Annotated in this window: 25 protein-coding genes; 16 read left to right on the top strand and 9 right to left on the bottom strand. The window is 49.0% G+C overall.

Annotated features, from left to right (window positions below):
* Position 1: 1 nt before the first annotated feature.
* Positions 2 to 676 (bottom strand): ParA family protein, encoded by a 675-nt coding sequence (locus KU854_RS23170; RefSeq protein WP_218360646.1) that lies wholly within the window; start codon positions 674 to 676, stop codon positions 2 to 4.
* A 157-nt stretch (positions 677 to 833) separates the two neighbouring features.
* Here KU854_RS23170 and KU854_RS23165 point away from each other — a divergent pair, with 157 nt between their 5' ends.
* From KU854_RS23165 to KU854_RS23090, 16 genes are all read left to right on the top strand, one after another.
* The gene (locus KU854_RS23165; protein WP_218360645.1) at positions 834 to 1,157 is read left to right on the top strand and encodes a hypothetical protein; all 324 of its coding nucleotides are present in this window, start codon (positions 834 to 836) and stop codon (positions 1,155 to 1,157) included.
* Entirely contained in the window at positions 1,144 to 1,431 is a 288-nt protein-coding gene (locus KU854_RS23160; protein WP_218360644.1) for a TrbC/VirB2 family protein, read from the top strand. The genes KU854_RS23165 and KU854_RS23160 overlap by 14 nt, the downstream gene beginning before the upstream one ends.
* Positions 1,428 to 1,739 (top strand): hypothetical protein, encoded by a 312-nt coding sequence (locus tag KU854_RS23155; protein ID WP_218360643.1) that lies wholly within the window; start codon positions 1,428 to 1,430, stop codon positions 1,737 to 1,739. Before KU854_RS23160 ends, KU854_RS23155 begins: the two co-directional genes overlap by 4 nt.
* Before the next feature lie 49 nt (positions 1,740 to 1,788).
* Positions 1,789 to 4,122 (top strand): VirB4 family type IV secretion/conjugal transfer ATPase, encoded by a 2,334-nt coding sequence (locus KU854_RS23150; RefSeq protein WP_218360642.1) that lies wholly within the window; start codon positions 1,789 to 1,791, stop codon positions 4,120 to 4,122.
* A gap of 91 nt (positions 4,123 to 4,213) precedes the next feature.
* Positions 4,214 to 4,396, top strand: a complete 183-nt coding sequence (locus tag KU854_RS23145; RefSeq protein ID WP_218360641.1) for a hypothetical protein — start codon at positions 4,214 to 4,216, stop codon at positions 4,394 to 4,396.
* Entirely contained in the window at positions 4,396 to 5,055 is a 660-nt protein-coding gene (locus KU854_RS23140; protein ID WP_218360640.1) for a VirB8 family type IV secretion system protein, read from the top strand. The genes KU854_RS23145 and KU854_RS23140 overlap by 1 nt, the downstream gene beginning before the upstream one ends.
* Before the next feature lie 10 nt (positions 5,056 to 5,065).
* Positions 5,066 to 6,103: a TrbG/VirB9 family P-type conjugative transfer protein gene (locus KU854_RS23135; RefSeq protein ID WP_218360639.1), complete on the top strand. Its 1,038-nt coding sequence runs from the start codon at positions 5,066 to 5,068 to the stop codon at positions 6,101 to 6,103.
* Positions 6,103 to 7,275, top strand: a complete 1,173-nt coding sequence (locus KU854_RS23130) for a TraB/TrbI/VirB10 family type IV secretion system protein (RefSeq protein ID WP_218360638.1) — start codon at positions 6,103 to 6,105, stop codon at positions 7,273 to 7,275. The genes KU854_RS23135 and KU854_RS23130 overlap by 1 nt, the downstream gene beginning before the upstream one ends.
* A gap of 4 nt (positions 7,276 to 7,279) precedes the next feature.
* On the top strand, positions 7,280 to 9,460 hold the full coding sequence (locus tag KU854_RS23125; RefSeq protein ID WP_218360637.1) for a hypothetical protein: 2,181 nt from the start codon (positions 7,280 to 7,282) through the stop codon (positions 9,458 to 9,460).
* A 10-nt stretch (positions 9,461 to 9,470) separates the two neighbouring features.
* The gene (locus tag KU854_RS23120; protein WP_218360636.1) at positions 9,471 to 10,376 is read left to right on the top strand and encodes an ATPase, T2SS/T4P/T4SS family; all 906 of its coding nucleotides are present in this window, start codon (positions 9,471 to 9,473) and stop codon (positions 10,374 to 10,376) included.
* 11 nt (positions 10,377 to 10,387) lie between these two features.
* The gene (locus tag KU854_RS23115; RefSeq protein ID WP_218360635.1) at positions 10,388 to 12,043 is read left to right on the top strand and encodes a type IV secretory system conjugative DNA transfer family protein; all 1,656 of its coding nucleotides are present in this window, start codon (positions 10,388 to 10,390) and stop codon (positions 12,041 to 12,043) included.
* Positions 12,036 to 12,458 carry an H-NS histone family protein gene (locus tag KU854_RS23110; RefSeq protein WP_218360634.1) on the top strand — a complete coding sequence of 141 codons (423 nt, stop codon included), beginning with the start codon at positions 12,036 to 12,038 and terminating at the stop codon, positions 12,456 to 12,458. The genes KU854_RS23115 and KU854_RS23110 overlap by 8 nt, the downstream gene beginning before the upstream one ends.
* 92 nt (positions 12,459 to 12,550) lie before the next feature.
* The gene (locus KU854_RS23105; RefSeq protein WP_218360633.1) at positions 12,551 to 12,721 is read left to right on the top strand and encodes a hypothetical protein; all 171 of its coding nucleotides are present in this window, start codon (positions 12,551 to 12,553) and stop codon (positions 12,719 to 12,721) included.
* A gap of 102 nt (positions 12,722 to 12,823) precedes the next feature.
* Positions 12,824 to 13,693 (top strand): type IV secretion system protein, encoded by an 870-nt coding sequence (locus KU854_RS23100; RefSeq protein WP_218360632.1) that lies wholly within the window; start codon positions 12,824 to 12,826, stop codon positions 13,691 to 13,693.
* A 14-nt stretch (positions 13,694 to 13,707) separates the two neighbouring features.
* The gene (locus tag KU854_RS23095) at positions 13,708 to 14,685 is read left to right on the top strand and encodes a type IV secretion system protein (RefSeq protein WP_218360631.1); all 978 of its coding nucleotides are present in this window, start codon (positions 13,708 to 13,710) and stop codon (positions 14,683 to 14,685) included.
* 1 nt (position 14,686) lies between these two features.
* Positions 14,687 to 14,905, top strand: a complete 219-nt coding sequence (locus KU854_RS23090; protein WP_218360630.1) for a hypothetical protein — start codon at positions 14,687 to 14,689, stop codon at positions 14,903 to 14,905.
* Between the two features lie 296 nt (positions 14,906 to 15,201).
* On the opposite strand, the gene KU854_RS23085 is transcribed toward KU854_RS23090, so the two are convergent.
* The 8 genes from KU854_RS23085 to KU854_RS23050 all read right to left on the bottom strand — a co-directional run bounded on the left by KU854_RS23085 (position 15,202) and on the right by KU854_RS23050 (position 21,436).
* Entirely contained in the window at positions 15,202 to 17,550 is a 2,349-nt protein-coding gene (locus KU854_RS23085; protein WP_218360629.1) for a relaxase/mobilization nuclease domain-containing protein, read from the bottom strand.
* A complete protein-coding gene (mobC, locus tag KU854_RS23080) occupies positions 17,525 to 17,911 on the bottom strand; it encodes a plasmid mobilization relaxosome protein MobC (RefSeq protein WP_218360628.1) in 387 nt (128 codons plus the stop codon). Before mobC ends, KU854_RS23085 begins: the two co-directional genes overlap by 26 nt.
* A gap of 532 nt (positions 17,912 to 18,443) precedes the next feature.
* The gene (locus tag KU854_RS23075; protein ID WP_218360627.1) at positions 18,444 to 18,680 is read right to left on the bottom strand and encodes a hypothetical protein; all 237 of its coding nucleotides are present in this window, start codon (positions 18,678 to 18,680) and stop codon (positions 18,444 to 18,446) included.
* Positions 18,681 to 19,045: 365 nt separating this feature from the next.
* Positions 19,046 to 19,603 carry a hypothetical protein gene (locus tag KU854_RS23070; protein ID WP_218360626.1) on the bottom strand — a complete coding sequence of 186 codons (558 nt, stop codon included), beginning with the start codon at positions 19,601 to 19,603 and terminating at the stop codon, positions 19,046 to 19,048.
* The gene (locus KU854_RS23065) at positions 19,596 to 20,099 is read right to left on the bottom strand and encodes a hypothetical protein (protein ID WP_218360625.1); all 504 of its coding nucleotides are present in this window, start codon (positions 20,097 to 20,099) and stop codon (positions 19,596 to 19,598) included. Before KU854_RS23065 ends, KU854_RS23070 begins: the two co-directional genes overlap by 8 nt.
* Positions 20,096 to 20,680 (bottom strand): hypothetical protein, encoded by a 585-nt coding sequence (locus KU854_RS23060; protein ID WP_218360624.1) that lies wholly within the window; start codon positions 20,678 to 20,680, stop codon positions 20,096 to 20,098. The genes KU854_RS23065 and KU854_RS23060 overlap by 4 nt, the downstream gene beginning before the upstream one ends.
* On the bottom strand, positions 20,677 to 20,916 hold the full coding sequence (locus tag KU854_RS23055; protein WP_218360623.1) for a 2Fe-2S iron-sulfur cluster-binding protein: 240 nt from the start codon (positions 20,914 to 20,916) through the stop codon (positions 20,677 to 20,679). Before KU854_RS23055 ends, KU854_RS23060 begins: the two co-directional genes overlap by 4 nt.
* A gap of 10 nt (positions 20,917 to 20,926) precedes the next feature.
* Positions 20,927 to 21,436: a J domain-containing protein gene (locus KU854_RS23050; RefSeq protein WP_218360622.1), complete on the bottom strand. Its 510-nt coding sequence runs from the start codon at positions 21,434 to 21,436 to the stop codon at positions 20,927 to 20,929.
* Positions 21,437 to 21,558: the final 122 nt, after the last annotated feature.

Raw genomic sequence — 21,558 nt, 5'->3', positions numbered from 1 at the left:
GTTAACCCTCCATGCTCAGATTTGCCAGCACCGCTTTAGCCAGCTTTTTAAAATCCTGCGCCACATTGGAGCGCGGGGCGTATTGGCAAACGCTCTGCATCATTCCCTCAGCTTGGGGAACAACCGTCGCATCACGGATGGTGACGCCAAGGTAAGGCGTTTCTAACTGACCAGATTTCAGCAACGCCAAACACTGCGCGGAAAGCACGGTGTTGCGCTGATAACTCATTAAAAACGTGAATGCCTTTCCTTTGCCCTCTACGGCTTTATTGATAATCGGGTCAAAGGTGATGGTTTTGCGGATAGAAAGCGGTGTGGGTTCAACCGGGATAAGCACAAGGTCTGACACCGAAACGGCTTTGGAGTTAACCAGGGTTTGAAGGTTTTCCGAAGTCGTGGAAAGCGTGAGGTTATTACCTGCGGTGTCTACAATAACCAAGTCGTGTTTTTTTGCCAGGGCTTCAATCGTTTGTGTAATGGTTCTGCTGTAGCCCTCGAAAACGTGCAGATTCTTTACCCCTGCATCGTTCCAATCAATCGTCGTACCGTGTTCCTCTGCATCAACCAACGCCACGCTAAAGCCTTTTAGCGCGAAATCGGCGGCGAGATTAGTAGCTGTGGTGGATTTTCCGACCCCGCCTTTGGGCGAGATAATAGAGATGATTTTCGCGGTCATGGTGATGATTCCTTATCGGTTTGAGGCTGATAGCCGCCCCTCGCTTTACTCTTTCAGTATGACCCAAGATAAATAAAAAAACAAAAATAAAATGTTTATTTTTTAAATATTGCGTCTATTATTTTTGTCAGGTAGCCACCAAAAGGAGACACGACAAATGGCAAATAGCGCAGAGAAAAAAGTAAGAATCCCTGAACGTTATCACAGTGAAGCGGTACTCGCTGTGCTGCCATTGGCTATTAATAAACTCGCCTTCCAACAACAATCGCTGTCCAGCGAATCCATCAAACCTTTTGAAACCGATCTGAAAATGGCGCGTGTCCCGATGGATGAAAACGCGCTGCAATCATTGGCTTTTTTAAAGGGCAAACACAAGCTGACCGACCAATCAATTTTCACGGCTGCGGCAATCGAAGTCACGGAAAACCAATCACTTTACGGCATTACCCAGGATAAGGAGGGGAACAATGAAGCATGTTAACGCATTTATACGCTGGCTCACCGTCTGCGTGGCGATGTACAGCGCACAAGCGCTTGCAACGGCTGAGGACGTTCTAGAGCCAATTAATGAAAAGGCTGAATCAATTATCGACCCACTGACCATGTTCGGTGGCACACTCGCAGTGCTTGGCATGGTTATCGTTGCTGTGATGTTTATGTTCGGCAAGGTTCCAAAGTTCCTGGCGGGTTGTATTGTCGCGGGTTGCGCCGTTCTGCTGACCGCCAGCCTTATCGGAAATTTCTTACTGGCATGAAGAAATCACACCTTTTCCGCTGCATTACCTTCCCTGATCTGGTGGCAGGTCTACCAAAGAAATATGCAGCAATAATGCTGGTCGCCTCCCTGGGGGGCGGCTGGGTGGTTGCAATCCCTGTCATGGCGGTGTTCTCAAAACCCAATATTGGTTGGTTGCTTATCATCGCCCCGTTAATCGCGGTGGTGATGTGGGCGTTTGGGTTTATCAAAACCTCTAACGATCCTGAGTGGTTTGATGTGTGGGTGCGTCGAACGTTCGGCATAGGCCAAAGCGTCGTCACGGGAGATCGCCATTACGAACCGTAGCCCTTATGGGGCTACTTTTTTTTGCAGATCTGCAAAAAGGAGGGAACCGATGTCATATAAAAAAGCGCTGTACGAGCGAATCAAAAGCAACAAACAAGTCGCTGAAATGCTGCCTCTGATGTTCATGAAAAACGATAACGTGATTGTCTGCAAAGACGGTTCAAAAGTTGCGGTTGTCAAAGTGGTGGGGCGCGATTACTCCGGTATGTCACAAGATCTGTATGATTTGGCGTACCGGGAACGTAAAGCCTTGCTGGAAAAAGAAAGTGACTTTCTGAGTATTGATGTCATTTCAGTGAAACGGAAAGTGCCAGTGAACAACCAGATTGGCAATGCGACAGACAACATTTCCGAGGCGATTAACAGCGTGTGGCTGGATAACTTCAAAGAGGTTTTCCGCACCACGCATTACCTGGTAGTCACCAGTAAAAAGGGCGGGTTTAAACAGGCCGTTGGTAAAGTGCTCGATCATCATTACGATGTCGATTTAGAGGATGAAATCAACAAAACCTGTCAGGAGTTCATTTCCCGCATGGCGGATTACAACGCCACCCAACTGACCGGATCAGAGCTAAAAACGTTTTGGGCGACGTTACTTAATGGGCGCACCACTCACGCGCACGGAAAGAACTTTAACGACTGCCTCGCTAATCAACGCCTTTCCTTTCCTAAAAACAAAAATTACTGCGTCTATGGCTTTGGCAATGAGGCGGTATATAGCGCCTGGTTATCCATCAAAGACTATCCCGGCGAACCACAGCAAAGCACATTGGAGGGCATCTTTTCTTTGCCCGTTGAGTTTATCGTCTATCAGTCATTTCATGGCATGAGCCAACGCAGGGGGCAACGCCTCTTGCAAGCAACCAAAACGCATTACGCTAACTTTTCCAAAGACGATGACGACATACAGGCGGAAATAAAAGACCTGAGCAACCGCTACAGCAACCAAGAATTCACCCTGGCGGATCACTACTTTTGTGTGGAAGTCTTGAGCGATGATTTGGATAAGCTGGATGATGACACCGACGCTATCAAAAACCGTCTTGAGCGTGGTGAAGCGCTGATTTACCGTGAATCGGTCAACATTGAAGCGCTGTTTTGGTCGCGCTTTCCAACCATGCAGCATTTCAACTTGCGCAGCCGCCCGATCACCTCTGAGAACATCGCCCACTATGCGACATTCAATTCAATAGGTGAGGGTTACGACACTTGCCGTTTCGGTTCCCGACCTGTGACTATGTTTCCCACAGTGCAACGCAGTCAGTATGCGTTTACCTTCCATAACACCCCACAGACAGACGGTGAACCGCTCGGCCACACCGCTGTGTTTGGTGGTACAAACTCGGGTAAAACGACCCTGATAGCCTTTCTCTTGCAACAGTCCAAATCGTTTGAGGATATTAAGCAGTTTTGCTTTGACAGCCTGCATGGGTTGGAGGTTTACACCAACATGTTTGGCGGGACATATTTTGATTTTGCGGAAAAGGTAGATATTAATCCGCTGCTGCTGGATGACACCCCCGCAAACCGTCGCTTTCTGGATAGCTGGCTGACCGACAGACTGAAAGTGACCGACAGTGAAACCGCCTACAAAGACCAGATAGCAAAGGCGGTCAAAATGAATTATGACCTGCCTAAAGAGCACCGCAACTTAACCGAGTTGGAAGATATATTCGGCCGAAAAGGTGACGAACTGAGAAACCGCCTTGCGCCCTGGCTCCCCGAGGGGAAATATGGCGCGTTCTTTAATGCCAGCCGCAACGGGTTTGACTTTAAAGACACCATCACCACGTTTGACGCCACACTCATTCTCGACCCGAGCATGAGCGAGGTATTACCCGCTGTGACCGATTTGATGTTTAATCAAATCATCACCAGGCTCACCACCACCCCGACCCCTAATATCGTGTTCTTTGATGAAGCACAGCGCTATTTCAAAGACCCGATTTTCCTTAATAAAGCCTTGCAGTACGCCAAAGAGATCAGAAAGCTGCTCGGCGTGTTAATCCTGGCGTTCCAGAATGCCAGGGCATTAAACACCCTGCCGGGCAGTGGTGGGCGTGAGATCATCGAATCAATGGCAAATTTGCTGATCTACCCCGAACCCAACGCCACACCGGAAGATTACATAGATTTACTCGGCCTGACTGACCGTGAATATGAGTGGGTCAAAACCACTAAACCGCACAGCCGGGAAGTGCTGTTTAAGCGCCGCCACAGTGGGGAAAGTGTGGTGTTGAATGTGGATCTCTCCACATTAACCACCCCGCATTCCAATTACCTCAACTGTTTTTCCAGTGGGGCGACGGCGGTAGACCGTATGCGCACCCTCAAAAAACAACACCCTGATCACTGGCGAATGCTGTACCTGATGAACACGTAAAAACCCCCGACAAAGCCTGCCTAAAAACTAGACAGATCCCCGATATGGTTTATATTTTAAATGTTATTTATAAATCATCGGGGGTCTTGTTATGCAAAAAATTACCTTTCTGTTTTTCATCACGCTGCTGTCCGGTTGTGTCAACGCACCGCATGAAAATATCGACACCAAAAACAGCCCTTGCGCCTGTTTTTATAACGGTGAGCAACTGACAACCCCAACCAATGATGCGCAATGGTTTGAAATCGCAACCGAGCAAAAAGGGTGGAGTTAATGAAGATTGAAAACGACAACAGCGAAGGTTTGCCGTTTGATGTGTGGAACACGTCAAAGACAGCCATTATCGCGTTAAGCGTGGTGTGTGTGCTTTTTCTGATTTCTTTGTTGGTGCTTGGCGGTTATACCGCGATGCTCTACGCACAAAAACAAAAGGTCGAAGCGATATTTTACCAGGTGGACACCGCCGCCCGTCATATCGTCAGGATTGAACACAACAACCGCGACACCGATCAGGTCGCTTTAGTGCGCTCTCACACCTTGCGTGAATACGTGCTAAACCGCGAAGTCGTTAATCATATTGACGAAAAAGACCGTTACAAGCGCGTAAAACTCGCATCCTCAAACAAGGTGTATCAGGAGTTTTACCGCCTGATAGATAAGAAAACCAACCCAGATTCATTGGTATTTCAAAAAGACGTTACCCGCGCAATCGACATCATCACCGATTATCCCATTTCCTCGTCCAACCCCGGACAGTTCGTTCACCGCATCGAATTTGAAACCACCGATACCGTGCGCGGAAAAAAACTCCCTACACAGCGTTGGGTCGCTGTTATCGAGTACGTCAAATCTGACAAGTACGTGAGCTATTCAGACCGCTACCTCAACCTGGCAGGGATTGAGGTTGTGAATTACCGCATCAACCGAGTGTAAGGGGGAAACCATGACACGAATTGCACTTTTGATTATCTCAATCCTTCCGCTGTCCGTGCTTGCTGCTGACGGCGGCGTAATGGGTGGCGGGGTCAAGATAGTGGCAGACAAACAAAGTGCCGGGGGCATTGAAGATCTGAACGCTGACCGCACCAATCAGGAAATGGTGATCACCACGTTGAACGCCACTCAAGCGGTGTTTGATAAATCCAAGGCCACCGCGAACACGCTCAAAATGCCTTATGCCGATAACGTGACCTACAAAATCAGGGCGCGGGAATTCATGGGAACCATGATTGTGTTACCGGAGGGCGATTCCATCCAATCACACAAGCTCGGGGATGAAATCAATTTTGCATTTAAGACCAACTCAGACCCGCTGGATGAAAACCTGCCCCGTACCGGGTCGGTGGATGTCAACATGCCAGGGGCTGACACCGTGCTTAACATCATCGGTTCCAGTGGCAACATTTACACGTTCTACGTGAGGGGCGATACCTGGGACTCACCGTATGACCCGACCCTGAAAATCTACATCACCGATGAACACTTGCGCCAAAAGCTCGAAGCCAAAGAGCGCCGCGCTAAAGCTATCGAAGAAGCGGAAACCCGCGCACAAGAGGAAATGGAAGCGGTCAACGTCAAAGCGGTAAAAGAGAACATGCAAGATGACTACTTGGAAACCGTGGCCTTTAATCCTGACAACCTCGATTTCGGTTATCGCATCATTGGCGGTGATGAAAGCATCCGGCCTTTCATGGTCTACGATGACAGCACTTTTACCTATTTCCGCTTTGCAAGGCACAATACCACCTCGGCGGTTAACTCCATGCCTGCCGTCTACCGGGTCGCTGACGGTTCGGACGTGCCAACCAATGCCAGCGCCAATAAAGCCACCTTGCGTGTCGAAGGGGTCGCCAACCGCTGGACGTTGCGCCTGGGTGAAAAATGGATTTGCATTGAGCGCATGATTCAGTTGCCGTCGAATGACAGCAGCATGAATGAGGTGATTGATACCGTCGCCACAGACACTACAGGGGGTCTGTGATGGATTTCACCTTGCAAGCATCAGGCGCAAAAATCGCGCTTGCCGTGCTCGGCGGGGCGGTATTTACCGGGGCGGTAATTGGCGGGGTTGTGCTGATTGCCAACGCCAGGGAAGCCGCGCCGACAAAAGAAATGGCAGTCGTTAACGGTCACGTTCCCGTCGATTACATGACCTTGCCGAGAGACGATATTTTTTTACTGTCATCTGAACGTGATGAATTTGACAGTGGGGAATCATCCGAGCCAGCGCTCGGCACTTTATCGCCCTACACCGAACAAAGCCAAACGGAAAGCTACGCGATGGGGCAATATCAAGCCCCAAAAGCGCCACCACCACAACGCACCAGTACCGACACCCTTACCCCGGCGAACACCTTCGTTTATCCAGCCGCCCCGAGTCAGGCTGAATTAATTGCTATGCGCCGCGCACAGATAAACGCCAAACGTCGCGGGTCTCCGGATTGGAAGCACCCCGAAAACATGCCTGTTATTGTCGCCAAACGTGAGCGTTTGCCAGCGCCAAAAGACAAGGACTTTTCCGCCCACGAACTCGACAAAGACGAAACCACCTACCCGGTGGATTTAGACCGTGTGATCACGTCTGACCGCTACATTGATTGCGTCTTGAAAGACCAAATTAACAGCCAGTTAGAAGGCCGGGCAACATGCCAAATCGAACGGAATGTTTACGGCTATCACGGGCGTAAAATCCTGATCCCTGCCGGGTCGGTCGCCGTTGGCAAGCACGGGACATTAAAGAAGGTGGGCGACGAACGTTTCAATATTGCCTGGTCGCGCATCATCCGACCTGACGGCGTAAACATCAAGCTCACTGACGGTTACACCGCAGACCGTATCGGCGCAACCGGAATCGAGGGGATAGTCGATAACCGCAATTGGGATAAGTACGGCGGGGCGCTGCTTACCTCCACCATATCTGCGATTGCACAAGTCTCTGTGCCAACCGAAGGAACCACTGTCACCAACTCAGTGATCCAAAGCTACGGCACGGACATCGGGCAAGTCACCGCTGCAATGCTCAATGAGGGTTTGAACATCAAACCGTTCTCCATTGTACCAGCCGGGACGCGCATCAAAATCATTCCAACCACCGACATTTGGCTAAAAGACATTGGCAAAACTGGCGGTCTTTTCGCCCCAACAAAGGAGTAACACGATGAAACGGATCATAGCTTTTATCGCCCTGGCAATGACCGCATTAGTGGTCAAGGCCGCAGACGACTTTGTAAACGTGAAAACGCTGACAGCGTTTGAAACCAAACACCCGGAAACCATCAGTGCCAACCTCACCAACCTGTCACCGCAAGCAATTGAACTCGGTTTGCGTGACGCTGAAATCCTGGCTGACTTTTCGTATGACGAAAAGACCCGTGTTGTGGAAATCGAGTGGCACTCCATATCAAAGGAGATTAAGGGAACCAAACTGTCAGAAACCTTTAATGTGCCGCTGACCAGTAAGGTAAAACTGAGCGAAGAAAGCCAGGGGGTCAATGCGGGTCAAAAACTGGTGGCAGTCGGTGACGGCGCGGAAATCGTGGACGCCTACAACCGCTTACTCGCACAAGCCAAAGAAGAAATCGACATCGACAACAGCAAATCCATGCTGAACGCTGAGGACAGCAACACCAACGGCGGTTCTGGCAGCATGGGCGGTGGGTCAGGTTACTTATCGGATTCTGGCGTCGGTGGCGACAGTTCCGAAAATCCGGCGTTTGAGGATGTCGAAGTCAATACCGACCCTATCATTTCCAACGTGCAAGAATGCCCGATGCGCGTCGATCTCTCGGGCATGGTGGTGTATGAGCAAGAGCGCACCATTAAAACGTCAACCGAAACGGGCGACATTGTGGAAGCAACCCCATGTGAGCAGGCAGGCGAACAATACCCAATCCGCAAAGACTTTGAGGCGGGGTGTACGGTCAAACTCAATGAAAGCACCGGGGAATATGTCAAAGGCTACAAGCTCTATGCCTTCATCAATGGGTCACGTTATGACATTTCAGAATGTGAGTGGTCACAAGAAGATGCAATCGCATACAAGGTCGTTAAAGACTTTGAGGCTTGTCCTATCTCCCAGGGCGTTATTGTGGAGCCGGAAAGACTCTTTATGCCTGCTTACGTGCAATACACCCAAGTCGAGGGCAAACGTTACGATCTGACTCAGTGCACCACCAGTAATGACACCACCCGTGACTTAAAAGTGATTGTCGAACGGTGCGAACCGTTAATGGTGATCGCAGACAGTAAAGCCTATGAGCGCAAAAGGGAGGTGACTATTCATCCAGACGGCAAAACCCGCCTGAGAGAATACACCTGTCAAAGCACCGGGGAAGAATACGCGCTGCAAAAAGACATTGACGCCCAGGGCTGTAATGCGCTGCCGGATTACAAAAACATGAAACTGTTTCGCGGCCTGCGCTACTACATCAATGAAGCGGGTGAAAAAAGCTACCTGAGTAACTGCACCACCTCACCGGACGTGTACCACGATTTATCACTCGTTATTGGCAACTGTGAGGCCGGGATCAACCTGACCGACAGCAAAGCCACCATCCGCAAAAAGTACATCTACGAGGCAGATAATGGCAGCATAGAAGAATACACCGAGTGCGTGGACACCGAAGAAACCTACCCAATAGCTGACACGCAAGAAAGCTGTATGCCGCAACTTGTACCAGGGACAAACAAGGTGGTGATTTTCATGCGCAAAGCATGGAATGATGCGTTTGGAGAAGTGCATTTTGTCAGTGATTGCCGCGCTACATCCGGCGAAATTGAAGTGCAAAAAGAGTTTTGCGAGAACCCGCGCTATGAGCATGATTTAGCAGGCGGGGCAAGCTATTACCGCTCACGCGATTACTACTTCTACAACAACGATAAGTTCTACATTAATGCGTGTTCGCGTGATACTGCACAATCTTTCTCACACACCATCACCACATCCGGTTGCGGTATCTCACATGAAGATGCTTACAAGCGCTCCCGCCAGTACGCCAAAACCATTTTGAACACCCCAAAAGACACCGGATTGGTACTCAAAAACTGTTCACCTTATGCCTCCTATGTCCCTTACGTGCTGGCGCAAACCAAGCGCGCAACTGGCTCGGGTAGTGATTGTTCAAAGACAATGCCTGACCTGAACGCATACAAATCAACGCTGTTACAAAAATACCCCGGCGCTAGCTTCTCGGCTGGCGGTTGGGGTGGTGACGGCGAGTGTGGCACGGACAGGCACACCAAAATGCAATGGGTAATCAATTGGACGATGACCCAAAACATCTGGCGTCGTGTGGACAATAGCTACATGACCGAAGCCCCTTACATTCAATTCCACTAAGGGGGCAGGGATGAAAGCAAACGCGGTACTGACTAAGACAATGGCGCTTTTAGCGCCATACCTTAAACGCTCTGACATCACCGAAATCGTGGTTAACCGACCCGGTGAGGTGGGGCTAGAACGTGACGATGGAACCTGGGAATTTATCAAGGACAAGGCATTCAGCCTGACCAATATTGAACACCTCGGCGCGGCGCTTGCCGCCGACGCCAATCAACTGTTCAACACCAAAACACCAATCTACGCCGGGCGGTTGCCGCAGTATGGACACCGCATCCAGCTTTGTATGGGAAACATGGTAGAAAGCGGCGTGGCAATGGCTATCCGGGTCAGTAAAGGCAAAGACTATCCGATGGAAGCCTTTATGAGTGAACCGGAAGCGAAGGCGTTACAGCGCATGATCAGAGACGGCAAAACCATTTTGATTTGTGCCGGAACCGGAACCGGGAAAACCACGTTGATGAATGCCATGATCCAACATATCCCGATGGAGGAAAGAATCATCACCCTGGAAGATACCCGCGAACTGAAAATCCCACACCACAACACGGTCAATTTCACCAACTCCAAAACCGGAACCGATCTCGCCGGGTTGGAATTTAAAGACTTCATCAACTCCATGATGCGCATGAACCCGAGCCGTATTTTGCTCGGGGAGATCGACACCCAAAACACATTGGCATTTTTAAACCTGGCGAACTCCGGTCACAGCGGGTCAATTTCAACGATTCACGCAAGCTCACCCGCCGAAGCAATCAACCGCATGAGCGGTAACGCGCAAATGGCCGGAGCCAGGGCAGATAAACGCGACATCGAGGCGTATGCCTGCGAAGCAATAGACGTGTTTGTCATGATCACCAAAACCTTTCAGGACGGCAAAAAGGTTTTTAACGCTGAATTTACGTTAGCTAAATAAGGGGGTGAACGATGGAATGGGAATTTGAATTCAAGTGGTACAAGGTTGTATTTAACACACTGTTAGCCGTGGCGCTCACCTGGTTAACCTGGATAGTGTGTCTCACGCTGTTTGTGGACTCCACCGCTTTTCGCAATCCACTATCCCCGATCCGTTACCTGCCATTTTTTGCAGATCTGCAAATTTTGTATCTCACCCCGGCGGCGGTGTTCTTTACCTTAACCACAGTTGCACTGGTTGTAACAAGCCGGGTTGACGGCGAGTATGGCAACGCCAGAATCGCAACCAAAAGCGACATTAAAGAAATGGGGATGCACGCTGATAAGGGTGCTATCTATGGCAGGGCGGCGGGTAAATACCTTCGCAGTGATGAAAACCTCTCCACCTTATTGATCGCACCGCCTAACACCGGGAAAACTGCGGCGGTTATCATTCCGACCCTGTTTAGTTGCTCCTATTCCATGTTTGTGAATGACGTGAAAGGGGAGTTGTGGAACAAAACCAGCGCCTATCGCGCCAGCTTTGGTCGTGTCGGTATCTTTGCCCCCACTATCGACCATCCCGATTCACTGGGTTTCAATCCGCTTTCAAACCGCTGTTTGCCGCAAGATATGGACTCAGCCATTGATTACATTGACCGTCTCGCTGAGGTGCTATGGCCGACTGTCGATGTGGACGACACCACCAAACACTTTAACGGTGAAGCCAAAGAAGTGTTTGTGTTCTGGGCGCTTTACCTTCTGGTTAAAAACCGCGAATACGATACGGATGAAGCCTCATTACCTGGGGTGTATGACGTATCGCTGTGCTCCGGTGACATGCAAATGGCAGTCATGCACGTAATGGAAAACGAGCGCAGTATCATTCCCGACATCATGGAAAAAATCGGCTTTGGTATCATCAACAAAGACAGCCGCGAATTCTCCAACACGGCGACCACATTTAAACAGGCGATCACGCCGTTTGCGCGTCCGTCTGTGCGTAAACACTTCATGCGCTGTGACTTTGATTACAAAGATTTTCGCCAACCAACGCCCTTCACGCTGTACCTTTGCGTTCCTGCACGGGACATGGATAGAATCGCACCGATGATCAGGATGATGTCCATTTATCTGGTGGGGGAAATGCTCTCTGAGCCGGAGGCAAGCATCGTCCAGCCTGTATACTTCCTGTTAGATGAATTCCCGCGCCTTGGCAAAATGCCTGCGGTAGTGAATGCGCCAGAAGTAGGGCGCTCTTACAAGCTGCGCTTTATGTTTGTTGCACAATCAGTGCAACAGTTACAGGCGCTTTATGGTAAAGCTGGCGTGGACGCTTTAACGCGCATGATGGACACCTGCGCATATAACGTCATCTTTACCCAAAACGACGACAAGGCCGCTGAAAAACTGTCAAACACCATCGGTAAACATACCCGGAAAAAACACAGTAGTTCACGCAAGGACTTGGATTTATCCGGCACAACATCTGAATCAAAAGAAGGCCATGCACTGATCACGGCACAAGATTTGCTCAACCTAGGAAAGAACGATCTTGTGATGACGGTACAGGGTCACAAAAAGCATCCGATCAAAGCCAAAAAAACATGGTGGTTCCAAGATACAAACATGAAAGGTCTTGCGGGTGCGTATAATAATCAGATAATTGAGGCCGAAATTAATGAATGAATTAGACTTTAATATGGCTCAACATCCAAAACATAAGACAGTGATTGAGAATAATCGCAGAAAACTTGAAATCGCGTTGAAAGATTGGACGCCAAAAGAGTTGGAAAGCCTGCTTTCTAAATTGCAAAGCGTTTTAGAAAGCAAGCGCGACATTCTTGATGAAACCAAAGAAAAGCGGCAGCGCATTGAAGCGTTACTGGCGGAAAATGGCATTACCGAAGATGATTTAATCGAGGTCTATTTTTCCGCTAAAGAGCCTAAATTTGTCCGTCCGGCAAAATACCGTTATCAAGACCCTGCTAACGGGGAATGGCATTCCTGGGCAGGTGTAGGACGTACTCCAATCGTTCTTCAACGCTTACTGGATGAAGGCGCAGACATTGACGACTTCTTGATTGATAAAGAAGACAGTTAACGCCCTGCCTCTTTTTCTGCCTAAAATATCAGCATATTACTATACTTACTCTCAATAACCCGACAAGTGACACAAAGGTGAAAGGAGTAAGAATGACCATCAATCAGGGTTATCACCTCAGCCACTCAAACGATGACCGCCGCATCGTCGAGGTGGCGCTAACTGACGGAAACAGCACAGAGATTGAGGAAATCATTTCCGTGCTGGAAAGTCTTTTAGACGCAAAACGCGACATGCAGTTCACAGAACAACAGGCCGGATAGCCAACAGAGAAACGCCTCAGAAAGAGGTGTTTTTTTTGTCTAAAAAGCCAGCATGGTATAAAATATAAATGTTTTATATAAACATTTAAGGGAGTACCAGCCATGCGAAAACTCACCGCTATAACCCTCCTTGCTGTCACGATTCCCATTCACACTCACGCCGTCATGGGCGTGGGTGACATTGTGAGTGACCCCGGCGCTTACGCCTATTATGCCGATCAAATCGCGGTGGCTCAGGATGCACTGGACACCGCCAGGGAAACGCTACAGCCCGTGGTCGAAACCAAGGATTTTGTCTTTGGCGTAAAACGGAATCTAGAGGGCACTTACCGCCGCGCCCAACGCGCCCTGGCGGAATTTGACCGTTTGAAGAAGTACGCCGAAGATGACCCGCTTGCTTTTGGTGAGGGAATAATCCGCGATGATGACGATATCACCGATTATCTCGACAAGGCGGGGCGCAAGGTCACAAACGTGATGCGCCCGATTGGTCGCTCAATGGATGAACTCAACCGCCTGGTTGGGGATGAAGAAGAACCCGCCGACTTTTCCTCAAATTGGGTCGGGGTAAGGCAGGCACAAAACGCATTCCGCGCAAAACAACTGGAAAAAACGTTGGTGAATGCGGAAAAGGCCAACGCCATGATTGGGTTACAACTGGACGATTTGGATGAACTGGCGAATTGGGCGAACACAGCGGAAACCCAAAAAGACGCAACGGACGTTCAAAACGCCATTTTGTTAAAGATGAATGCCAACCTGCAAACCATCATTGAATTGCTGGCAGATATGAACCGCAGTTACTCCCTGGTGAACTACGACACGGACGCCGCCAATATAGGCAATCGGTCTGACGTGTTTAAGTCGCTCTATGATCGTCTCGACGACAGGGACTCAGGCCGGGGCGGGTATCAACCCAACGGCAATGAAGGCTTGTTTAATCCCTTTGGTAACACCAATCCATTTGAATAAGAAGGGGGTTAAACATGCGAAGTGTTGATGAAATGCCAACCGTGGGTGACGCCCTGATTTACTACTTTAATGAAGTGATAGGGCTTGCCATTGAGGGAAAAGTCGCGTCATTGAATGACGCGCTTTTCTATTTAATGGCGACCTTGTTGGTCGTCTCTATGATTGTCTACGGCATCTTGTTTATGTTCGGGAAAATACAAGGCAACCTCGAACAACTGATCATAACCGTGGTTTGGATTCTGATCGCTATCCCGCTCACCTACCCAGAAAACTATTACCACTTTATCGCGGAACCCGTGTTAACCGTACCGGACAGACTAGCGGCCTTTTTCACGCAAGGTGAATACACCAACCAAACAACCTTTCAGGCAGTCAACCACACCTTTGTTCTGATTTTCGATTTGTGTTGGGCGCTGATCGCGGCGGCGGATTGGACAGACATAATGAGTATCGCCTGTGCGGGGTTGTTGATGCTGGTCTTTGGCCTGCAATACTGCATGTTTTTAATCATCGTCATGTATTCAAAATTCGCGCTCACTGTGCTGTTTATGCTCGGCACTGTCATCATTCAACTATCAGCATTTAAGGTGATGCGCGGTAGCTTGAAACAGTGGGTGCAAGCGTTGGCGAAATATGGCCTGGTTGTCGTTGTGGCAACGTTAATCATCTATATCTCGTCTGTGCTGTCTGAAATAGCACTGAGGGCATTGATAGAGAAAAACGCCTTGGGCGGCGGCGCTGACGCGATGGAACAGGCGATGGAAAGCACCGATCTCTTTGGCTTTTATTATGCGCTTTTGCTGCTCTGTGGCGTTATCGGCACTTACCTTTTGATGAAATCCATTGAATTGACGTATGAAATAACAGGCGGTGTTGCGTCGGATATGGGCGGCGCGATGACCGCATCAGCCGGATCAGCGTACCTGTCTGCAAAAGGCGCGATGACCATCATGCGGGGTGTATCAAAACCATCAAAATTTGCCGGGGGTTAGAATGATCATAAAAAGCGGCAAGGAGGCCGAGAACATCAATGCACTGTACGAGAATATTGAAGCATCAGGCCACAATGACGGCTACCGGGGGCGACTCAAAGACAATCCCTATCAAGAGGGAACCTGGCAACATGACGCTTATCAGCGCGGATTTATGTCAGGTCTGAGGCAATATGCCAACGAGATAGACCGGAAACGGTTTCCTTGGACATACAATTAACCGCCGCGAGGCGGTTTTTTATGGCTTGGCATCCGGGGGAACATCGGGAATGGTAAAAACGGACTGCTCAAAAATGGCGTGTTCTGAGAGTAAAAACAACTTACCGCCATACTCAAGAAGCGGAAAGGGCGCTGTTAAGTGAGTCTGGTGTTTACAGTGCGAACAACGATGTGCCCACTGCTTCGGGGCGGTATGTAAAACGGGGGCACATTTATCGACGCGATAAACCCCCTTGCCACATTGTGAACAAGGGAATTCATGCTTTATCACGCCGGAAACTGCTTTGCTTTGCCAACTCACCGTGACCATCCTCTATTTTGTCCAAACGCTTTTTCCATCTGCTCAATGTTACGTCTCACATTGAGTTGCTGCGATGCTGAACCCGCCAGGGGTAAATCTGCTCTGACCCGTTTTGCCAGCTTGTCGAAATCCCTATCAAGGCTTTCAAGTTCACGGCGGCGATGCATCACCGCCATAGGGCTTTGGTCTTGCTGCTTGGAAAGCGAAACGGCTTTATCACTCAGTTCACGCATCTGTTTTAAATTCTGCTCAAACTCGACCCGGCGCAATTCCAGTTTATCACTGGCCTGATTTACCTGATCACGAATTGTGCTGCGGGTCTGCCGTTTCTGGTTGGGATTAAAGTCACTGCGGTTAATCTCTTTTTGCGTGTCTTTGGCAAGCGTGATCACCTTGCTCAAATCTTCGACTCGGGATCTGTCCATTTGGTTAATCTCCTTCATGGTCGTGACATTGCGTGTTATGCCGTGGGATACATTACGCTGTTTCATCAGGTGGGTAATATTAACCCCCCGCTTGGTCAACGCTTTTTCCATCCGGGCAAAGTCAGGCGCTAACGTGGCTTTTTGATCAGCCGTCAAACTGACGGCATCAGCTTTCAGGTGAAGGTAGCTCTTACCGATTGCAAATAGCTGTCTGTCGGCTTCCTTCTCTTTACCAGCCGCCCGTTTAACATCCACTTGATTGATGTTATTAAGCTGCCGTTGCAGCGACCCAGACACCTTATCGCGTCCACTAAACGTGATTTTGTCGATGGTGGCTTGTCGGTCATCCAATCCGCGCCCCATTTGGATTTGGTCTTTACGTGACAGGGCAACGTCTTTGATTTTCTCCCTGGCAGCAATAACCCGCTTTTGTGCCAGTTCTGGATTAAGGCGACTCTCTTTCAGGGAAATTTGCAGATCTGCAATTTCATCTTTGAGGTGGCGCTGTGCCTGCCACCGGGTTTCCAGTTGTTTAACGTCCACGCCTTTTTGTTCATAGGCAGTCAGAATATGGCGCACCCTTTCATCGACCAACGCTTTTTCATTGACGGGCAAATCCTTTGCTTTATGGGTTTCATCAAAAAGCCGGTAAAGTTGTTTTTCAGCGTTAGCGCCGTCAAACTTAACCGCTTTGATGACCTTTTCCTCTTTTCGCAAAATACCGCTGTATTTGGCATATTCTGGCGACATGGTTTTGGTGCGTAACATCTGCTTTTTCATTTCACCAAAATCAATATCCGTGTGCTTACCGATGGTTTTCTGCCGCTCTTTAATATCGGATAACAGCTTTTTCCGCTCCCCGGTTTCAAAACCTGAACTCAGTTCAACGGCAATTTCAGATCGCACCAGGTCACGCGCTGTTTGCTGAATATCTCTATCCGTCAACGCAGCAATCCGAGAATGGTCTTTGGAGTCTTTTAATTGCTTGGCAGTAATACCCGAACGCTTCAACACATCAGCCACCTGATAATTCGCCTCTGTGCGGTTCGCATACTGATCATAATCGAGCATGGCGGCGCGGGTTTGTTGGAGACTCGCCCGAAAGTTTGCCGCTTCTTCCTGACTGTGAGGCGCTGCCTCAAAAGCCTGTCTTGCTTTTCTGAGTGCTTTTCGATGGGTAAGGATTAACTCAAAGTGCTTGTCGTTCTCGCTGACCGATTTCAGCTTGGCATCAAACCAGTTATTGACCGCCTTCAATTCGTTTTCCGTATCAAGGCGCATCCGGTCTAAGTGCTTGCGGTCTTTTCTCAACGTCGCTTCATATTCAAAGCCGTGCTGCTGCAAATGCTCTTTTGCCATTAACCGGGTTTCAAAAAACCACTGCTTATCCATCCTTAATTTGCGGTCACGCTCCCGGTTAAAGTTATTTACCATGATGTGCGCGTGAGTGCGCTCGGTGTCGTTATGGATCACGAACGCATACCGATAACCGTCATCACCAAAACGCTCTCTTAAAAAATCGCGGGTCGCGGCCTCAAAGTCGCGCAGTTTTTTATCCGCCAGCTTTTCATCTATCGACAACACATAGTGCGTCATGACCCGTGCGTTTTTTCGGGTTTCATGGCTGAATTCATCTTTCCAGTTTTGCGCCAATTCCCGCGCTTCTTCACGGTCTAATTTTTGACCCAATTCATTTTCCGGTTCGATAAATTCATCATCATCATGATTGGGAGTGTCACGGGTTATGTACTCAATCGACTGTGCCGGAGAATTGGGGTTAACATTTTTAATATCAGACGCAACTTTAAAGACCAGTTCGCGGCGGTTGTTATTGGCAAGTGCTGAGGTGTAGCTTTGATTCGAGAAACGATAATTCTTATCTCGGATTCCCTTCCTAATAAATAGATCTTCGTAACTCATTAATTAGCCCCTCTATCGTTTTAGTAGTGGTTTTTAATGTGCGCTGAATGTCTAAATGGTTTGCCCTTAATTCACTCTCTACCAAGTGATCGTGAATATTAAAATAGTGTGCAACTTGGTTAAAATTTCCGCCAATTTTGGCAAGCTCTCTTTTCATACCGTTTAACACTTCAACGGCCTCTTTTGCCCGTTCCGGGGAAATAGCTTGCCCCGATTCAGTGAGTGCCTGCCGGATGCACCACCGCAAAAAAGCCGACTCTTTGAGTGTCGGGTTTTGCTCCCTGGCTTGCGAATAGGCGTCATCGAAAAGCGCCTCAACCTCACCAAGTCTGTAAGTTCTTCGTTGGTTCTTTTGCTCCATGCTTTTCGCTCCTTTTGCTCTGGCAAGAAATGGCGTTAGCCACCGCGAAGCGGCGGGGCGGATTCATCCGGGCGAGTTTCGCGCAGGGTGTGGAATCAAGAGTTAGAGCCCAAAGGCTTTAACGATGCTGCGCAGCACCGCCGGAGGCCAGGAACAGCAATTTGTCTACTGCGATAGCAGTTGTCAGACAAATTGCGGTTCCTGCCTATCTTTCTCCTACCCCTCTAATTCTAGCTAATGTCTGGAATTCCGCCATTTCGCCTAAAAGCCTTTGCAGTTGGCCTGCTACAAGTCCTAAAACCACTGCTACAGCAGTGAATGGGCTTGCTACAGGCCGTAACCGCTCCGCTACAAGGCAAGAAACCACAGCTACACTCAGAGCCGTTTTTAAGGAACAAAAAAAACGCCTTTCGGCGCTTTTTTTAGGTCGGGGGTTCAGCAAGTTATACACAATCGCGACGGAGCAAGTGAGGTAAAGCTCAGTAGCTCATGTGCATAACTGGCTTTCCCCCCTCCCGTCTGACATCGAGGCTTATATCTCTTTACAGCTTGAGCGTTTAACCATGTCGTCAGCTTCGCAGTAATACTGCTTGCCGTTGACTTCTGCATTCCAGGTGACGGTCAAAACGCCCCGATCAATATTGGAAAGAGCCACATCCGACGCGACCACATTATCAAAATGTGAGGCGGTGGCGACTTGCAAAGACAATTGATTACTCGCACAAGCCGAGATCGCCAGCGCTGAAAAAATGACCAGTAATTTTTTCATAGAATACCCCTTTTAAAAAAGTGAACTAATAACGCTTTTATGGTGAATTTTGGCTGTACTGCGTATTTTCAAAAAGCGGTCAAAAAGTAACCAGGGCTTTTTAAAAATCAACTGCCGATTAATGCCGTTTTTCCTCTCAGTAAACTGAGAAAAATAAGCCTTTCAATAAAGGTAGTTGCCGAAACAACTTTCAAACCCCCTATTTAACGTAATGTGCGTAAACCGCACCACGATTTCTTAAATTTTCATAGTTGGGTATTGATAGCAAATATCAATTTATGACCAATCATCCAAACTCGCCTTTTGCAGATCTGCAAATTTAAACCTCGGTTCAGGGCAATGTTATGCACATAAGCTACCGAGCCTTAACCCCCTGCTCTGTCGTGATTGTGTATAACATTGCCCGGCGATTTATAAATAAATGTCGGTTTAATGCCGCATAGCAACATCAAGCAGCACCAGTGAATAAAGTTCAATTTTTGGCCTGCAATCTGTTTGCTGAAATTCTCGGATGACCATTTAAACCGCGCTGCAATTTCCTTGCGGGTCAGTTTGGTGATGCTGGTTTTCCCGATAAACTGAGTGACCACCTCAGCAGGTGGGCTTTGCCAATCCGCCGCCGCGCAGCATTGCGGCAAGGCTGCGATCTCGGCTTTTTGTACCTGGGGCAATTTCACCGGGTCGATAATGACGGTTCCGGTTGCTAACCAGACCACCACTACCCAACAGCTATAAGGTATGGCGGATTGGTCGTCGTTAGCACCGACGCGCCAACGGCGCACGGTGCGACCGCCAATCCCTAGCAAGCTATCAACCTCACCGTGCTTTTTCTCTATGGCTTCGAGCACAGCGGCAACTTCTTTCGTGGTGGGCGCTTGCCAGCCTTTGGCTGGACTGAGCGCCGTTTCGCTAATCTCAAGCATCGTTTTTCCTTCGTGTAACCAATCTTTTTAATTGTGATTGCATGTGTAAAAGGTGGATCTCGCATTCTGCTTTTTCATCGTTCAACACTTGCAAACGTTCACCCTGTGGACGTTCTTTGATCAGGCTTTTCAGTTCCTTTAACTCGTCTTTTTGTTCATATAATGCCAGCCGTAATGCCCGCTCTTTGGTGGTAGCAAGGCCGAACGGCAAAAATTCATCCGTTAAGGGAAACTGCATTAAGCACCAATCTGGGATGTTATTTTTCCAGCGCCCGGTTTTGGTGTCTTTCGTGTAACTCTCCACCATGCAAAGGTTCACGAATTGAGGCGCAGCCGTTGACCCAGAACGGGTGACGCTTCCACGCTTGCGGCGAATACTCCTTACCTCATAACGGGCATATTTAATGCCTGGCTTGCCGTCCTCTTTTGAATAGGGACACACCAGGATAAACACGTCACCAACGGCAAGTTTTTGCGGTCTTTTTTGAAGCCTCATGCGCTTCTCTCCTGCTCTATCAGTGCCAGTATTTTGATCACGGTGTCTGCTTTCAGTCGGTATAAGTCCAAATCCCAACTATCCACATCATCGCGGTAATCCATGCGGGACAATGAATTGTCTTTTTCATCCCGCCAGTAATAAAAACGGCTATGTTCATCAACTTTCACCACTCTAGCGACCCGCCCGAACGCTTCGACCTGCAAGCGTTCAAGCTCTCGACGCTTCTCGGCTTTGCTGTACTCTAGCGTTTTTTGTTCCAGCTTTTGGTAAACCTCGCCGGAGTGTGACAAAAGGCGATTTTTCAGATCCGCCACTATCGCGCTTAGTGGCTTGGTGAGACTACAGCCGATAGTGATCACGCTTGGATAGTGTTTATATTTTGGATCGCGGTAGCAAAGCTGGAATTGTGGCAACGGCTCCCGGTACGCGCTGAACACTTCGATATAAAGCCCTGCACCATTACTTAACACATGGCCTCGGGTCTTTTTTTCCAGGGTAGCCAGTTCGTGATAACGCCAACCGCCCCCCAGGGCGGCGGCGATGTCTTTGATCTGCTCTTTGGTCTGCTCGATATTCATTCAATGATACTCACGTCAATGTCAGAAGATGCAGCCACAGTGCAAAGCAAGATCTCACCTTTGCCGTGATAGCCGATTGCGTCTTTAACCTGCTTTGCTTTGCCGCTGGCTTTACAGCGACAAGCACCACAGACGCCATTTTTGCATTCATGGGCGACGTTAAAATGGTTATTGAGTACCGCATCAAGGGCGGTACTGCTGCCCGTTGTATTGATGTCTTTGCCGTTCACTTTCATCAGTCCGGCCTCACGCTGCTGACAGTTTGCGGCGACCTTCACCGCGATAAACTTCGCTGCCGTGTGCAACTCGGATTTCATCAAGACTCATTGATGAGCGGCTGCGGCTTTTGTATTCGTCCGGGCGGTAATACCAGGCTGTTTTCTTCTTGGAAAAGTAGCAACCGATCCCGCCTTCTTTACGGCCTAAGCGTTTTGCGTGTGGCTTGGTGTCACCTGTCACCCAAATCCAATTCCCGCATATCTCTATCGTGATGCCGTTAAGCTCCAAAAGCTGGTTTAATACCTGGCTCAATTCTTCGCCAAAGTCGTATGCTTTGGCATCGGCTTGCATGGTGACGCTATCGCCTAACCCTTTGAGATAATCATAAGCGGCGTTAATCGCCTTCATCATTTCCGCGCCTGCCGGATTACGGTCAGGATGAAAGCGGATTGAAGCGGCTTTGTAAGCCTTCTTAATCTCTGCCTGGGTCACAGTGCCGGAAATATTGAGGAGGTTCATTGCGTCGGTCACGTTCATAATCATCATCCTTTCGGGTAGTTGCCCTGTCGGGCTTAATGGTCGGGTTCGTTAACTTCCCCTTATTAAAATATAGACAATATGGCCTAATTCCGCCAATAAAAAATAGATAAAATGGCCTA

The organism is Enterovibrio paralichthyis, from assembly GCF_019209835.1.
GTDB lineage: Bacteria > Pseudomonadota > Gammaproteobacteria > Enterobacterales > Vibrionaceae > Enterovibrio > Enterovibrio paralichthyis.
The sequence above is the reverse complement of the archived record's forward strand: the minus strand, read 5'-3'. Positions and strand labels throughout refer to the sequence as shown.